The following is a 16758-nucleotide window of genomic DNA, read 5'->3' as shown; positions in this document are numbered from 1 at the left end:
GTAATTTTTAATTAAAAAAGCCAAGCACTTAATAATTAATGCTTGGCTTTTTTATAAGCTGATTTTACAACAAATCAGTTAATAATATACCTACACCTATACGTTCAACATCAGCGTTATAATCAATTAAGCTTTCACCGTAGCCGTTAAAGTATTGCGCGTAGCCACGAACGCGGCCCCACAAAGGAAATGACCAATCAAGCTGAAGTGCACCACGATTGTCTGAATTTAAGTTATTACGAGTCATAAAGCTAAATTCATGATCGTGATATCGATATGCACCGCTAAATTCAAAGTACCCCATGTATTTGTAAATATCAGGGTTATCATCCCCTTTTGCATCTAGCAGGTTTTCTTTTTCGTCTTCAGCTATGCGATACCAAGGTTTAAAGCTAAAAACAAAGCCTCGGTTTTCCCATATGAAGTCGGCGTAAATACGGTTCCACGAGCGTGAGTTTGGTTGGCTTCGACCATTTGACTGGTGTGAAATACCTAACACAATAGCCATTTCATCGCCCCAAAGTACGTTTTCTGGATCCAGGTAATTTATCCAAAAAATTTCAGGCTCATAGTTGGTTTCACGAAATGGCGATGAAATCTCTGAGTTATAAATTTGCCAATAGGACTGCAGCGTAAAACCAAAATACAAGGCTTGGTCTTCGTCAGAAAATTCGTCAAACAAGGGAACCTTGATTGAAAGTTGATATTTTGCTTCTAAGTTATCGAGCGTATCACCATCTTGTTCATCGGTGAGCTCATCAAAACGGTCAAAAGGGCGATCGTTAGGATGCGATACGTATGATAATGGCAATATGTAATTTCGTTTGTGGGGTGTGATTACATTACGATTTTTTTTACCAACCTCTTCACGTGCTTGGCGTTTATCGAGTGCGGTCAGTTGTTTGTTTTCTTCCAGTGCAGAACATTTTTTACGAAGCTCATCGAGTGTTTGCTTGCCATCGCCCCCAATCACTTCATTCAAAATACATTGCTTAACGAGTTCTATACTGCTGTCTTGCTCGTTTGTTTGTACTTCGTCTTGCGCAAATGCTGCGGTACTTAGTAAAGCTGAAAGGGTGATCCAGTGGCGCCAGCTCATTGTAATTCCTTGTGAGTATTGGGTAGGTTGTGATTTATTTTATTATAACGCTTTTTACATTAGGTACAGTGAACTTTTACTGAACTGTTTACATTACGTTAAAGGCGGTACTAACAGATCAAAAGAAAAGCGGCCAAAGCCGCTTTATCTAATGTACATTAACTTAGGAGATTAATGTACTCTCACGCAATGAGAAGGGTGAGCTATAGCTCAAATACGTTTGTAAAAAATTTATACAACTCAGTGCCTTGATTAACGCTTGCTGAGGCAAAGTGCAAAATAGCGATAGCATCGCAATCAAGAGTCAGCGTTTGTAATGGTTGTTCACTTAGATAGCGTTCCATACGTAAAATATGTGCGATGGGCTCGCCTGCTTTAATATGACCACCAAGTGGTGCTACATATTCAACCATGCCGCCAATAGGGGCGTAAAAGGCAAAGTAGTCATCTAGGTTACACGCATAGCGAGTTATATTAGCTGGTTTATGCGGTGCATCTACTAATACGTTCTTATGATTTAGGTAGCATAATATGCTCTTTGCATCGTTGAGTGCTTCTTTTAAATCTATTTTTTCTTGGCTACCTAGCTCAACTGTAAAGGCTTCTACCTGCACGTTGAACGAACGCCCTTGCGCGCTAAGTGCATTACTTAAGTGCCACCATGGGCAAAAGCTAGCTTCATCCATAGCGCCATCAAAGTCGCTTGGGATCAGCAGTACATGTTCAATATTAAAATAACGAGCACTGTCTGTTGCATAGGTTGGGCAATATAAATGCTTACTTGAAATAGGGCCTGTGTGTAAATCGAGCACTATGTCGGCTTGGTGCGCAAGCTTTTGCAGGTTAAGCGCAATGCGTTTACCGGTATTGAGTAAATATGCGGGGCCGTTAAGTTTGGTGTCTATTTCATCAAGCAAGGCTTGTTTAAAGTTATCTTTTAAAGCTGCATCGTCGTACTGGCTATGATCTTTGGCAAACTGGGTGACTAAATCACTATTGTAGTGATACATACGGTTCCAGTTAGTGCCAGTAATAGGGTCGAATCGGCCAAGGGTAAACTCCCCTGATTTTTGATTGCAACCAATAGGGTTAGCATATGGTACTAAGGTAATGTCGCCTTTTAAATTGAGCTGTTTTAACTGCTCTAGCAGCTGAAAAATAACCGCGTTACCTTGTACCTCGGCGCCATGCATGTTGGCTTGAATATACACGCTTGGACCTGTGCCGTCGCCTTTTAAGCGATACACCGGGATAGTGAGAGGCAAGCCATTTGCTACTTCCCCTACTACAATGTTTTCTTGGCTAATGGGTGTTGTTATGCTCATGTTTATTACCTTAAGTAGTGACTGGCATCTTCTGCTTGGCGTACACAGGTGAGCTCGCCATTTTGTAACACGTATTCTGCAGCTAGTTCATGGCATAAAAAATAGGGCATGCTTTCGGTAAAACCATAGGCGCCACATTGGCTAAACACCAGCCAGTCTTGCTCGTTTAAATCGCTTGGTAGGGTATGCTCGCCTAAGCAATCAAGGGCAGTACATAATGGGCCATATAGGCTCATTGCTTGTTCTGGCGCCGTTGATTCGCGCAATAACGCCGCAGGAAAATCTTGGCTTGTAACAGCAGGACGCAATAAGTGGTTAATACCACCGGTTAAAATAACTTGCTGTTGGCCGTAGTTTTGTTTGCACTCTACTACGGGGTTAGCATAATGACCGCATTCGCCTACAGCGTAGCGGCCAAGCTCCATCCAAAGCTCGTCTACACCCGCCTCTTTTTTAATTTTAGCAAGCGCGGCTATAAGGCCATCCCACTCAAGGATTGTCTCGTTTTGTGTATAAGGAATGCCTAAACCGCCGCCTAAATCGAGAATTTTAAGGTTTATATTTAAGTTATTAGCCAAGGTGGTAAGCGGTGCAATCATTTGCGACCACAGCTCGCTTAGCTTTTGCGTGCTAAGCATGTTGCCCCACTGAAAAATATGCAGGCCATCAAAATTAAGTGCTGGGTAATCGCCAGTATTGAGCGCTTGCCATTCATCACAGCCAAGCCCAAACGGAGTTAGGCTGTCGCCGCCTAGTGGGTTTTTTTCACCTTCAGGCCAGCGTAGTTGCACACGCAATAAAACTTGCAGCTGCGTATTTTGCAGCTGCGCTTGTTGGTTTAACCAACGCACTTGATTGAGGCTTTCGGCAACAAAAATACGTACGCCGCGCTCAATAAAGTGTTTAATTTGTTTAGAGCTCTTTGCAGGCCCTGTGTTGAGCACGCGCTGCGAACTAATACCTTGTGCAAGGACTTGTTCAAGTTCACCTTTACTTGCTACGTCAAAGTTAAAGCTTGCGCTATCTAAGCTTTGAATAATCTTAGAAAGCGGGTTCGCTTTTACTGCATACCAAAGTTTTACATCGGTTTGCGCAACTAAGCGCGTAAGGTGTGCGTTTAGTTTATCTAAGTCGTAAACAAAAAAAGGAGTATCAAGCTGCTGTGTAAGCGTATTAACAGCGGTTTTGATTGGCGTGCTCAAAAAGCTCATTATCGTAAAACCTCTTCTAGCAATAATGATGCATCGCTCTGTTCGTCGCGGTATTTAACAATTAACGCACACGACATGCTTAAGCCTTGCTCACGTGCCCATTCGTTAGACGCCGGGCGAGAGCCAGGTATTACAATTGCGTATTCTGGAATTGGCTCGCCTTTATCTAGCTGACGCTCGTTAACGCAGTCGTATACCGGAATGGTTGCAGATAAGCGCACGCCTGGTGCAAGTACCGCGCCTTTTTTAACCACTACGCCTTCAACAATGACACAACCTGCGCCAATAAACGCATCGTCCTCAACCACAACTGGGCTTGCCCCGATTGGCTCAAGTACACCGCCAAGTTGAACGGCTGCGCTCAAATGTACGTTTTTACCTACTTGTGCACACGAGCCCACTAACGCGTGGCTATCAACCATAGTGCCTTCGTCGATGTATGCGCCAATATTTACGTACGCTGGTGGCATAATAATAGTGCCTTTAGCTACGTAGGCACCACGACGAACGCTTGAACCACCTGGTACCATACGCACGCCGTCGTCAGTGCTAAACTCTTGCGGTGCAAGGTTGTGCTTGTCAACAAACCCGCCTGCAAACTCGGTGTTAGTGCCATTTTTAAAGGCTTCTAAAATGCCTTGTTTTACTTCTACGTTAGCTTCCCATTGGCCGCTTTCGTTTTGTGATGCTGCGCGTACTGCGCCGGATTCTAAATTATTTAGTAGTTCTAACCAGCTCATTATAAAAACCTGTATTTAATGCCAAGATAAAATGGTGTCGTTTGCAGTGGTAATGCAATCGGTTTGCGTTAACTCAAGATGCGTTAAAGGCGGGCGCAGCAACGGGCTACTTAAGCGGCCTTGTTGGTGCATTAGCACTTTAACGGGAATAGGGTTTGCTACAGCAAATAGGCTATTAATAGCGCGAGTCCACTGAGCAAATAAATTGGGGTGTTGGCCACTTAAGCTGCGTTTTACAAATTCGTGTGTTTGCAAAGGCCACGCGTTTGCCGCAACCGATACTAAGCCTTTTGCACCTGCTTGGGCAAAGTAGGGCATAAGTGCATCGTCGCCACTGTATAGCGCTAAATTAGGCGCGGCTTGTCGGTATGCTTCAAATTGGGTGATGTTGCCACTGGCTTCTTTTAAAGCCCACAGTTTAGGGTGCGCTTTTAAGTTTTCAATGGTTTCGATAGGAATGCTTACACCGCTGCGCCCAGGTACGTTGTACAACATACACGGATGCGCGCTTTCGTTTAACAAGCTTTCGTACCAAAGAGTTTGACCTACAGCCCCTGGTTTTGCATAAAGAGGCGAGCCTAATAAGTAGCTGTGAATAGGTAATTGGTTACAGTAGCTAACCCATTCTTTTTGTTGAGCTAAATTACTACCACCAACAGCAACCATAAGCGGTACACTGGGTTTTAATTGGCACACATGCTCAACAATGCCTTGCTGCTCATTAAGCGTAAGGGCTAAACCTTCACCTGTGCTACCGAGCAGTAAAATACCGTTGTGTGCTGCTTCTTGTTCGCTAACAAGTGTTGTGAGCGTGTCGTAGTCAACATTACCTTGTTGATCAAACGGCGTAACAAGCGCTGTCCACAGTGCGTAGTCATCTAAATTGAAATTATTGATCATCTCTTACGAACCTATAAGGTGTTCGAGATATTAAAGGGGCTGTATGATGTGAGCCGCATTAACGTCGTTCGAACAGTATTCGAAGAGCGAATGGGCTTAAAATAATAGGGCGCACGGCCTTATTATTTAAGACCAGAAGCTCTCCACCAAACTAATAAGCTGTTTTAAAACAGCTATTGGTGACAGTCGCTAGGATTCAACCTAGTCGCCCGAAGTAATTGCTTCGCAAAAGCGTTTACCTCTCGGCGGTATTCCCCTGACGTATGCTCACTGGAGTTTGCGCTCCTAACATACGCTACCTGAATAACGCACCTCTTCTAGCCCTTTGTATTTTGTTTAACCGCAAAAGGTTTAACAAAATACAATTTAAATAGGGTAATTGCGGCGATTAAAACATTTTAGCCGTCTAGGTGTCAAGTTGCAGGATACAGATTAGTTCATCGAAAATGTGGGTGGTTACGTATTGGCTGCTTTTCTCGTAAACTAACCCTATGAGCAGCGAGGTATTTAATAAGTATGGAAAAATTTAGCGATATTTATAAGCGAGCAGTAGAGCGAAAAGGCTCTGAAAAAATGCTTAAGTTATTACTCGCAAAACCCTTATCTAAAAAAGCATTAAGCGCATTAAGTGACGACGATTGGCTTGAAGAATTTACCCGAAAAGTTTTTCAAAGTGGTTTTTACTGGTCGGTAATAAACAGCAAATGGCCGGGCTTTAGAGAGGTTTTTTGGGAATTCAGCGTTGATAAGCTATTAATGATGCCGCCCGATATGCTCGAGCAAAAAGCGAGTGATGAGCGTATTATTCGTAATTATAAAAAAGTGAAAACAATTCCTGAAAATGCCTACATGATCCACGAAATAGCACAGGAATATGGCAGTTTTAGCAAGTTCGTAGCTAACTGGCCAAGCGATGACATTATTGGTTTATGGGCATATTTAAAAAAACACGGCGCCCGTTTGGGTGGAAATACTGGCCCGTATGCCTTAAGAGCGCTTGGTAAAGATACTTTTTTACTTTCGCGAGATGTAGAAAGTTACCTAAGGGCACATAAAATTATTGATGGTGGGCTGCAAACTAAAAAATCACTCACTGCTGCGCAGGCATTTTTTAACGAAATGCAAAAGCAAAGTGGTTTAAGTATGCAAGAGCTGAGTTTAATTGTGGCCTATGGTGTGGGTGACAATCGCGTAGGTATACGTCAACAGTCAGGAAATTAACCATGAAACTAGTGCCGAGATACACAGACATAGCAGATAATTTCGCAATAGAAGATCAACCATCAAGCGTTGCAGCTCCGCAACTGCTTTTGTGGAACGAAGCGTTAGCAAAGCAGTTTAATATAGGTGTTGAGCCGCAGCTGCGTCCTAGTACCTTTGCAGGCAATGAATCACAGCAAATAAAGTCGGTAGCGCTTGGTTATTCTGGGCACCAGTTTGGTCATTTTTCGCCGCGCTTGGGTGATGGGCGAGCGCATTTGCTTGGTGCTATAAATGACGATAAAAACCAGCTGTGGGACATTCAGTTAAAGGGCTCAGGCGCTACCCCGTATTCTAGAGGTGGCGATGGGCGATGTGCATTAGGCCCTGCTATTCGTGAATACGTAATGAGTGAAGCTATGCACGCATTAGGTATTCCCACTACTCGTTGTTTGGCTGTGGTTGGTACCGGCGAAGCGGTTTACCGTAATACGCCTCAACCAGGGGCTGTTGTTACTCGCCTAGCAAGCAGCCATATTCGTGTTGGCTCGTTTCAATACTTAGCAACCCAAGGCGATGCTGAGGGATTAAAAAAATTAGCTGATTTAGCAATTAAACGCCATTACCCTGAAATAACGAGTGAAGGTCCTGAGCGGTATATCGCTTTTTTGACAGCAGTCATTAGCAATCAAGTGAACTTGATTATTAATTGGATGCGCGTTGGGTTTGTTCATGGCGTTATGAACACCGATAACACGCTCGTAAGTGGCGAAACTATAGATTATGGCCCGTGTGCAATGATGGATAGCTTTGATTTTGACACCGTATTTAGCTCTATAGACAAGCAAGGCCGCTACTCTTTTGGTAATCAGCCAAATATGGCGAGTTGGAATTGTGCTCGCTTAGCTGAAAGCCTTATCCCATTAATTAGCGATGATGAAGAAAAAGCTGTGTCATTACTTACTCCAGTTATACATCATTTTTCAGAGCAATTTAATACTCAATTTACAGTAATGTGGAGCAAAAAATTAGGCCTGGCTGGTGCAAAAGAGGGCGACAAAGATCTTGTTTCTGAGCTACTAACATTATTGCAAGCACATCATCTTGATTACACCAATACTTTTGATGCACTGACGGAGTTTGTGAATGGCAATGCAACTATTCCAAAAGAATTAATTGAGTGGGCGAATAAGTGGCAAAGCCGAACAAGTAACGATAGCTACAAAACCATGCGAGCAGCCAATCCACGTATAATTCCGCGAAATCATATAATTGAAACAATATTAGCTGAATATAATGAGCTTGGTTCAAGTAAACTGATGAGCCGTTTTGTAAAAGTAGCTAATAAACCGTACCTGTTCAGCGATGATATGGCCGAATTTCAAGAGGTACCGTCAAATGATACCGACTATAAAACTTTTTGTGGTACTTAAGTGTTGTAAAAATAGATAAGTTAATGATTATAAATAACGATATTTTAGCACAGAGATGTTCATTGATTGAGCAAAGCAAATTCCGGTGTTACTATCTAAACATAAAGATAAGTTAGTTTCATTGTGAGCAAGAACAATTGATTGAGTTGTCTTTGTGTCTTCTGCAGATTATCGATTTATATGATCAACTAGTTGGTTTCTAGCTAGGTAAAGTTTTAAATTTCACCTAAACTGATTTGTTGGATATCGTTATATCGCATTGAAAAAAATTATAAACTTTATTTTTCGTTAAGTATTGATTAACAAAAGTTGAGTTAGTCTGTATAAAACTTAGTGAGCTAGTACTTAATTAGCCACAATTTATTAGTTGTTAAAATGGGAAGAAAACAATGAAATTAAAATCACTAACTATTGCAATTGCGTTAGCTGCAACTAGCGTATCTACTTTTGCTGCTGACAAGCAAGAAGGTTTCTACATTGGCGCATTTGGCGACTACTACGATGCGTCTTGGGAAAATATGAGCGCACAGGCTGGTCTTGACGTAAACGAGTCGACTGGCTTTGGTCTTGAAGCGGGTTACCGCTTCAGCGATTTTTGGAGTGCTCGTTTAGAGTATGCAGATCTTGATTTCAATGCATTCGACAAAGCCGCTGGTAACCGTAACAACATCGACGGTAGCCGTTTTGGTATTGATGCGCTTTACCATTTAGATGGCGGTCCTTTCTACGGTTTAGTTGGTATTAAATCAATGGACGTTGTTGATGACAACACGTTCTTAAATGCAGGTGTTGGTTACAGACACTTCATTACTGACAACTTATTCGCTAACGTTGAAACTGCTGTATACCAAGGTATTGATAAAGGTTACACAGATGTTGGCGCTAAATTAGGTATTAACTATTTCTTTGGACAAAACACTATGCCTGCTGAGCCGGTACAGCCTGCGCCAGAGGTTGTTGAAGTTATGGTTGAGCCAGTAGACAGCGACAATGACAATATTTTAGATGCTGATGACAAGTGTCCTAATACACCAATGACAGATGCTGTTGATGGTACTGGTTGTACTTTATATGAAGATAAAGAAGTAACTGTGAGCTTATTAGTAACGTTCCCTAACGACAAAGCTGCTGTATCACAGCGTTACTTAGACGACATCGATCAAGTTGCATCTTTCTTAAAAGATTACCCAGATACAACAGTGCTTTTAGAAGGTCATACTTCAGCAGTAGGTAAAGCGACTTACAACAAAATGCTATCTAAAAAGCGTGCTGATTCGGTAGCTAAGCAATTAATAGCTGACGGTATTGCATCTGACCGCATTACTACGGTAGGTTTAGGTGAAGAGCGCCTTAAAAATGAAGCTAACACAGCCGCTGCACACGCAGAGAATCGTCGTGTTGAAGCGCACATCAAAACAATCAAAACAGTAAAAGTTTTACGTTAATAGATTATTTTTATTATAAAAACCCAGCTTATGCTGGGTTTTTTTATGGCCGCTATTTATGCTTGTCTACCTAAATAGTAATGATTATTACTTAATAAGTATTCATGGGAATAGAATTTCCCGCAACTACTATTCATAGTGTTTATAGTCGGTATAATCAGTTGTGTAACTGGATGGATTTTCATCTATCTATAAAAGCTTTATAATTACGCGTTAGAATACTATAAGTATTGGGTAACAAGTGCGCATGAAGCGCTACCGAATACTTTCACGTCACCAAGAGGGCAATATTGTGCTACAAGAATATCGTAAACACGTAGAAGAACGTGCCGCGTTAGGTATCGTACCAGCGCCATTAGATGCTCAGCAAACTGCTGATCTTATTGAATTAATAAAAAACCCACCGGCAGGTGAAGAAGAATTCATTTTAGATTTATTAATCAATCGTGTACCACCAGGTGTTGATGACGCTGCTTATATCAAAGCAGGCTTCCTAGCCGCTGTAGCTAAAGGTGAAGCGACTACTTCTCTTATCTCTAAAGAAAAAGCAGCTGAATTATTAGGAACAATGCTAGGCGGATACAACATCGCGCCAATGATTGACCTACTTGATGACGAATCATTAGCGCCAATCGTAGTAAAAGGCCTTTCAAACACATTACTTATGTTTGATGCTTTCTACGACGTAGAAGAAAAAGCCAAAGCAGGCAATGCGTTTGCTAAGCAAATTATCGAATCTTGGGCTGCAGCTGAATGGTTTACAAATAAGCCAGCAGTAGCTGAAAAAATCTCTGTTACTGTATTTAAAGTAACGGGTGAAACAAACACCGATGACTTATCACCTGCACCAGATGCATGGTCACGTCCTGATATCCCACTTCATGCTTTGGCAATGCTAAAAAATGAGCGTGATGGCATAAACCCAGATAAAGCAGGTGAAGTAGGTCCTATCGTACAGCTTGAAGAATTAAAAACTAAAGGCTTACCACTTGCTTATGTAGGTGACGTTGTAGGTACTGGTTCTTCTCGTAAGTCTGCTACTAACTCTGTGCTTTGGTTTATGGGTGATGATATCCCATTTGTACCAAACAAACGTGTTGGTGGTGTATGTTTAGGTAACAAAATAGCACCTATCTTCTTTAACACAATGGAAGATTCTGGCGCATTACCAATCGAATTAAATGTTGACGAGTTCAACATGGGTGATCAAATTGATATTTACCCATACGAAGGTGTTGTTAAACGCCATGGTACTGATGATGTTATCTCTACTTTCGAACTTAAGTCTGACGTAATCCTTGATGAAGTTCGTGCTGGTGGTCGTATTCCACTTATCATTGGTCGTGGTTTAACAGACAAAGCACGTACATCTTTAGGTTTAGGTGCTACTGATGTATTTAAAGTACCAGCAGTGACTGAAGAGTCAGACAAAGGCTTTACACTAGCGCAAAAAATGGTTGGTAAAGCATGTAACGTAGCCGGTATTCGCCCAGGCCAATACTGTGAGCCTAAAATGACTACTGTAGGTTCGCAAGATACTACTGGTCCTATGACACGTGATGAACTTAAAGACTTAGCATGTTTAGGTTTCTCTGCAGATTTAACAATGCAGTCATTCTGTCATACCTCTGCTTACCCTAAACCAATTGACGTAAACACGCACCATACGCTTCCTGATTTCATCATGAACCGTGGCGGTGTTTCACTTCGCCCTGGTGACGGTGTAATTCACTCGTGGTTAAACCGTATGTTATTACCAGATACCGTAGGTACTGGTGGTGATTCACATACTCGTTTCCCATTAGGTATTTCGTTCCCAGCGGGTTCAGGTGCAGTAGCATTCGCAGCAGCAACAGGTGTTATGCCACTTGATATGCCTGAGTCTATTTTGGTTCGCTTTAAAGGTGAAATGCAGCCAGGTATCACATTACGTGATCTTGTTCATGCAATTCCTTACTACGGTATCAAAGAAGGCTTATTAACGGTTGAGAAGAAAGGTAAAATCAACGAATTCTCTGGCCGTGTACTAGAAATTGAAGGTGTTGAGCACTTAACTGTTGAGCAAGCATTTGAACTATCAGATGCATCAGCAGAACGTTCAGCTGCAGGTTGTACTGTTAAGCTTTCTAAAGAGTCTATCTCTGAGTACCTTGAGTCTAACATTGTTATGCTTAAGTGGATGATCTCTGAAGGTTACGGCGATGTTCGTACAATCGAGCGTCGTATTACTGCAATGCAAGATTGGTTAGCTAACCCAGAACTTATGGAAGCTGACGCGGATGCGGAATACAAGCACGTACTTGAAATCGACCTAGCTGATATTAAAGAGCCGGTACTTTGTGCACCGAATGACCCAGATGATGCGCGTTTACTATCTGACGTTACAGGCGAGAAAATCGATGAAGTATTTATCGGTTCTTGTATGACTAATATTGGTCACTTCCGTGCCGCAGGTAAATTATTAGATGGCTTTACTGGTCGTATTCCAACACAGCTTTGGGTTGCTCCACCAACGAAGATGGATAAAGACCAACTTACAGACGAAGGTTACTACGGTATCTTTGGTCGTGTTGGTGCACGTATTGAAACTCCAGGGTGTTCACTGTGTATGGGTAACCAAGCACGCGTTGCAGATAAAGCAACGGTTGTTTCTACCTCAACACGTAACTTCCCTAACCGTTTAGGTACAGGCGCAAACGTATTCTTAGCATCAGCAGAGCTTGCTGCAGTGGCGGCAATTTTAGGTAAATTACCTACTCCGGCTGAGTACCAAGAATATGCAGCGAAAATCAATGCAACGGCAGCAGATACTTACCGTTACTTGAACTTCCACCGTATGCCTCAGTACACTAAAAAAGCAGACAACGTAATTATTCAGCAAGCTGTTTAATTTATAGAGTTTGAATAAAAAACCCGCTTCGGCGGGTTTTTTATTGTTTAAATATAATTTAGATTATTCATGCTTTAATAGCCTTATACTGAATTAAAATTAAGTATTTTTTTACATTTAAGTTAGATAATAAAGCAATAATTCCTCGCTATATGCATTAAAATCTCTTTTAACATTCTCATTATTTTAGGCGAGATTTCATGACTGCATTAAACAACCAGAATTTACTGCAACTTCGTTTTATTAACCAAGCAAATATTGATTTGGTTAAGCCTTCTTTTGATAACCTACCTGCAAATCCATATGCAGATGGCGAATTTCGTAAGCGTCGTTATTCAGTAATTAAATTTCAAAATGGTGAGCTAAAATTGCAAGCTGCCAAAGCATTTGTTCAAGACGATTCGATTAATACGTTTCAAGGTAACGTTGAACGTACTTACGAAAATTTAGAGCAAAGCCTACTTGAATCAGATGGCATGAAAAGTATTGTCAGTGAGTTTTGCCAGCTTACCGGTATTGATGAAGATCGCGATATTGAAATACATCAATTTAGAATGTTAGCCATTGATAGCGATACGCCAGCAGCGCCAGAAGGCGTGCATCAAGACGGTTTTGATCATGTATGTATATGCGGTGTTTCGCACGAAAACTTAGAAGGTGGCGAGTTACTTGTATACGAAAACAAACAAGCTGAGCCATGTTTTAAAATGGAAATTAAAGACGGCATGTTTGCGCTTATAAACGACCGTCAAGTGTGGCATAACGCCACACCAATGAACAAAGTTGATGCCAGCAAACCAGGTTACCTGGATTGCTTCGTACTTACGTCTTAAGGGATGAGCATGAATATAGCGCAATTACGTGAGCAGTTTCCGGCATTAATGCAAAGCGTTGATGGTAAATCGCCGATATTTTTGGACGGCCCTGGTGGCTCTCAAGTGCCGCAGTCAGTGCTTAATGCAATGTCTGCTTATTTAGGGCATTACAACTCAAACCTAGGTGGCGCGTTTTTTTCAAGCGATAAAACTGTTGAGCTAATGGCAAATGCACGCCAAGCTGCAGCCGATTTACTCAATGCGCCAAGTGCTCAAAATATTGTGTTTGGCCCTAACATGACAAGCCTTACCTTTAGTTTTAGCCGAGCTATATCGCGCGATTGGCAAGCCGGTAATGAGATCATTGTTACTAACGCCGATCACTTCTCAAACGTGTCATCATGGCAGCAAGCCGCAGAAGATAAAGGCGTTAAGGTTAATACTGCCTTGATTAATGAAGCCGATTGCAGCCTAGATATGACGCAGTTTGAAAGCTTATTAAACAGCAAGACTAAGTTGGTGGCTGTTACCTATGCTTCAAATACCACAGGCTCAATTAACGATATTAAACGCATTATAGAGCTAGCTCATGCTGTGGGCGCTCTTGTGTATGTTGATGCGGTACATTATGCGCCGCACGAGCTTATTGATGTACAAGCCCTTGATTGCGACTTTTTAGCCTGCTCAGCGTATAAGTTTTTTGGGCCACACCTAGGGATGGTGTACGGTAAAAAAGAGCATCTTGAAGGTTTTACGCCTTACAAAGTAGAGCCTGCTAAAGATGTAGCGCCGGGACGTTGGGAAACAGGTACCCAAAGCTTTGAAGCAATGGCAGGCTTTATTGCCGCTGTTGATTACATTGCTGCAATTAGCGAGCTTGATGATGGCCATACACGCTGTGAAAAGCTAACAGCTGCGTTTGCTAAAACTAAACAGCACGAGATGGCGCTCAGTGAGCACTTTTTAACGCGTTTGGTTAATTACCCTCGTATAAAGTTATACGGTATTGATGACTTTGATCGATTAAACGAACGTACCCCTACGTTTGCTTTAACATTTGAAGGGCTTGAGCCACGCGCCGTTTCAGAGTTTTTAGGCAAACAGCATATATGTGTGTGGGATGGACATTTTTACGCGCAAGGTTTATGTAAGCAATTAAACGTGCTTGATACAGGCGGTGTAGTACGTATTGGTTGTATGCATTACAACACAGTCGAAGAGCTTGATAAGCTGTTTGATATGTTTGACGAGCTACTTGGTTAAATAGGTCGTCTACTAAATATATAAATAAGCCATAAGTGTTACTTATGGCTTATTTATTGGTTTAGCTTTTAGGTGCACCATATATTTGCTCTGCACGGTTAAATAGCACCCACGAGGTTAAAATATACTTATCGTTTGATACTGGCTTATTACCCCTATGTGTATGCGTAAAGTAGCCAGGCGCTATCACCATGGTGCCTTTTTTAGGGGCTATTTTACGGTTTTGATAATAAAACTCCGTTTCTCCACCTTCCTCGACATCGTTTAAGTAAAACATAAATAAAAGTACACGATGCAGGGCTTCATTGTGTTGTAACTGAGGATACACTTCGCTGTGCCAGTAAGGATAACCCCCTTTATTTACCTCGTATTTCTGCGCTTGGATATTACCTAATCTAAATATTTGCTGCACAAGGACAGGGAGCTGTGGCTTACCCACTTCATCAAAATTTTCTTGAGTTAAATCCACTACTTCCCCCGTTTTTGGATGATAAACCTTTAAGCCAAATGCGCCAATCATCATAAAAATATGTTCTTCAATATAGTTAAAAACATGTTGTGCAGTCGTTTGTTGTATATGTTTTAATTGCTCTGCGTATTCGGGGTGACTATTTAGGTGTAGGTCGTGGCTATCTTTTTTCTTTAAATCAACACCGCCTGAAGTAACCCCTTGTTTTACATGCGGGCTTTGCGTGAACGTATTAATAAAGTTATCGCAAAAATCATCGCTCAATGCGTTTTCATAAACGCGAATAAAGTCCGTCATGGTTTACCTTTGTATAATTATTTTTGGATTAATATGTTTATTGAAAAAGTGATACCGCGCTTTAGCGAAACAGATGCACTCGGACACATCAACAATACCGTACTCCCCGTGTGGTTTGAAGCCGCTCGCGTCCCTATTTTTAAATTTTTTACGCCAGACTTAAACCCACATGACTGGAAACTAATCATTGCCAAAATAGAAGTGTCGTTTGTGGGGGAGTTATTTTATGGCCACGAGATCACGATTAAAACGTCTGTAGATCACATAGGAAAAAGCTCTTTTGTACTCAAGCAAGAGGCATTTCAGCATGATAAATGCTGTGCAATTGGAAAGGTTGTAATGGTCAGATATAACTTTGCTGAAAGAGCTAAGCAAGCTTTGAGCACTGAAGAAAAAGCAGCACTTGAGAAGCATATGGCTTAATTTACAAACCGATACTGCGGTGTTACGCACATTTCAACTTAGCCAATTATAAAAAGGTAGTCAGTATTAACGTTAAATAAATAGCGCAATTGTAAATTTTATTAAAAAATTTAACGTTTTTTAATTGAGTTACCAATATGAGTTATATACTATTTATAATATATATAGCTGCCTTATCTAACTAATATAGTTTTCTAGGTAACTTTTGAGGAATGTGCGTGACGATGACAACCATTGATGAACCAATGCGGGTTATACGGCTTAGTGACTCTAAGAATCTAACTGCCGAAATATTGCCATTTGGTGCAATAATTAAAAGCATTAAATTTAAAAACCAAGAAATGACGCTTAGCGTCGACGATCCTCAGTACTATCTTGAAAACCCATTTTATTTAGGCGCTACAGTAGGTCGATACGCTAATCGTATCGCTGAAGGGCGTTTTAACTTATCTGGCTCGCAGTATCAACTGGAAGCAAATAACGGCCCTAATAGCCTACACGGCGGCGTTAAAGGCTTTAATAAAGTACTTTGGCAAGTAACCAAACAAACCGACAGTGAGGTTGAGCTTTATTATTGCTCAGAGGATGGCGAAGAGGGTTTTCCTGGAGAGTTAAAAGTATGGCAAACCATTACTGCAGAAAATGGGCAGCTTCTACTTAAGTTTAAAGCGACTTGCAATAAAGAAACTCTCGTTAACTTCACTAACCATTGCTATTTTAATCTTGAGAGCAGCGATACTATTACTAACCATTTACTTCAGGTAAATGCGACCCACTATTTACCCATTGATGAGCACAGCATCCCATTGGACGGGCCTGCCCCCGTTGCAAATAGCTGCTTTGATTTCATTACGCCAAAATTAGTTAAAGATACATTAACGCAAAGTCACACCCAATTAGATGCAGCTAATGGTTTAGATCACTGCTATGTATTTGAAAACGACGACAGCCTTCATACCATGGCTACTTTAACGTCGCAGCAAACCGGTATTAATTTAACACTCAAAAGCACTCAGCCAGGCATGCAGTTATACACAGCAAACTTTGTTGGTGCTCCTTTTAAGCCGCGACAAGCACTGTGCCTTGAAGCGCAAAATTGGCCTGATGCGCCAAATCGCGAAAATTATCCTAAAGCTAATTTATTGCCTGATGAAGAATATAATCAGGTTATTATTTATGCATTTTCGTAATTAAACTCAACACCTTAATTTGATTTTAATGTTAATTAAAAGAAAACAAAAAGAAAAT

At 41.4% G+C, this 16758-nt stretch carries 14 protein-coding genes and 1 riboswitch; of the genes, 8 read left to right on the top strand and 6 right to left on the bottom strand.

Going from position 1 to position 16758, the window contains the following annotated elements; genetic code table 11:
- Positions 1 to 64: 64 nt before the first annotated feature.
- The 5 genes from MTP24_RS14940 to dapA form a co-directional block, all read right to left on the bottom strand.
- Positions 65 to 1099, bottom strand: coding sequence for a phospholipase A (locus MTP24_RS14940; protein ID WP_006791323.1), 1035 nt, complete (start codon positions 1097 to 1099; stop codon positions 65 to 67).
- A gap of 203 nt (positions 1100 to 1302) precedes the next feature.
- On the bottom strand, positions 1303 to 2424 hold the full coding sequence (locus MTP24_RS14935; protein WP_243531951.1) for a succinylglutamate desuccinylase/aspartoacylase family protein: 1122 nt from the start codon (positions 2422 to 2424) through the stop codon (positions 1303 to 1305).
- Positions 2425 to 2429: 5 nt separating this feature from the next.
- A complete protein-coding gene (locus MTP24_RS14930; RefSeq protein ID WP_243531949.1) occupies positions 2430 to 3635 on the bottom strand; it encodes a PLP-dependent decarboxylase in 1206 nt (401 codons plus the stop codon).
- Positions 3635 to 4375 carry a 2,3,4,5-tetrahydropyridine-2,6-dicarboxylate N-succinyltransferase gene (locus tag MTP24_RS14925; RefSeq protein WP_006791320.1) on the bottom strand — a complete coding sequence of 247 codons (741 nt, stop codon included), beginning with the start codon at positions 4373 to 4375 and terminating at the stop codon, positions 3635 to 3637. The genes MTP24_RS14930 and MTP24_RS14925 overlap by 1 nt, the downstream gene beginning before the upstream one ends.
- A 15-nt stretch (positions 4376 to 4390) precedes the next feature.
- On the bottom strand, positions 4391 to 5275 hold the full coding sequence (gene dapA / locus MTP24_RS14920) for a 4-hydroxy-tetrahydrodipicolinate synthase (RefSeq protein ID WP_243531947.1): 885 nt from the start codon (positions 5273 to 5275) through the stop codon (positions 4391 to 4393).
- A gap of 128 nt (positions 5276 to 5403) precedes the next feature.
- Positions 5404 to 5600: riboswitch (Lysine riboswitch) on the bottom strand.
- A 191-nt stretch (positions 5601 to 5791) separates the two neighbouring features.
- Between dapA and MTP24_RS14915 the strand changes: the two genes are divergently transcribed.
- The 6 genes from MTP24_RS14915 (at position 5792) to MTP24_RS14890 (ending at position 14321) form a co-directional block, all read left to right on the top strand.
- Positions 5792 to 6496 (top strand): DNA-3-methyladenine glycosylase I, encoded by a 705-nt coding sequence (locus MTP24_RS14915; protein WP_243531945.1) that lies wholly within the window; start codon positions 5792 to 5794, stop codon positions 6494 to 6496.
- A gap of 2 nt (positions 6497 to 6498) precedes the next feature.
- The gene (locus MTP24_RS14910; protein WP_203985378.1) at positions 6499 to 7908 is read left to right on the top strand and encodes a protein adenylyltransferase SelO family protein; all 1410 of its coding nucleotides are present in this window, start codon (positions 6499 to 6501) and stop codon (positions 7906 to 7908) included.
- Between the two features lie 389 nt (positions 7909 to 8297).
- Positions 8298 to 9353 carry an OmpA family protein gene (locus MTP24_RS14905; RefSeq protein ID WP_006791316.1) on the top strand — a complete coding sequence of 352 codons (1056 nt, stop codon included), beginning with the start codon at positions 8298 to 8300 and terminating at the stop codon, positions 9351 to 9353.
- 292 nt (positions 9354 to 9645) lie between these two features.
- Entirely contained in the window at positions 9646 to 12243 is a 2598-nt protein-coding gene (acnB, locus tag MTP24_RS14900) for a bifunctional aconitate hydratase 2/2-methylisocitrate dehydratase (RefSeq protein ID WP_006791315.1), read from the top strand.
- 200 nt (positions 12244 to 12443) lie between these two features.
- Positions 12444 to 13076: a 2OG-Fe dioxygenase family protein gene (locus tag MTP24_RS14895; protein WP_203985376.1), complete on the top strand. Its 633-nt coding sequence runs from the start codon at positions 12444 to 12446 to the stop codon at positions 13074 to 13076.
- Between the two features lie 9 nt (positions 13077 to 13085).
- On the top strand, positions 13086 to 14321 hold the full coding sequence (locus MTP24_RS14890; RefSeq protein ID WP_243531943.1) for a cysteine desulfurase-like protein: 1236 nt from the start codon (positions 13086 to 13088) through the stop codon (positions 14319 to 14321).
- A 61-nt stretch (positions 14322 to 14382) separates the two neighbouring features.
- Here MTP24_RS14890 and MTP24_RS14885 read toward each other — a convergent pair whose 3' ends face one another.
- Positions 14383 to 15087 carry a 2OG-Fe(II) oxygenase gene (locus tag MTP24_RS14885; RefSeq protein WP_006791311.1) on the bottom strand — a complete coding sequence of 235 codons (705 nt, stop codon included), beginning with the start codon at positions 15085 to 15087 and terminating at the stop codon, positions 14383 to 14385.
- A 33-nt stretch (positions 15088 to 15120) separates the two neighbouring features.
- Between MTP24_RS14885 and MTP24_RS14880 the strand changes: the two genes are divergently transcribed.
- Positions 15121 to 15510 carry an acyl-CoA thioesterase gene (locus MTP24_RS14880; RefSeq protein ID WP_006791310.1) on the top strand — a complete coding sequence of 130 codons (390 nt, stop codon included), beginning with the start codon at positions 15121 to 15123 and terminating at the stop codon, positions 15508 to 15510.
- 224 nt (positions 15511 to 15734) lie between these two features.
- Complete coding sequence (locus tag MTP24_RS14875; RefSeq protein WP_243533735.1) at positions 15735 to 16700, top strand: aldose epimerase family protein; 966 nt, start codon at positions 15735 to 15737, stop codon at positions 16698 to 16700.
- Positions 16701 to 16758 lie beyond the last annotated feature (58 nt).

Origin of the sequence: Pseudoalteromonas sp. APM04 (genome assembly GCF_022809815.1) — a bacterium.
Taxonomy (GTDB): Bacteria; Pseudomonadota; Gammaproteobacteria; order Enterobacterales; family Alteromonadaceae; genus Pseudoalteromonas; species Pseudoalteromonas marina.
The sequence above is the reverse complement of the archived record's forward strand: the minus strand, read 5'-3'. Positions and strand labels throughout refer to the sequence as shown.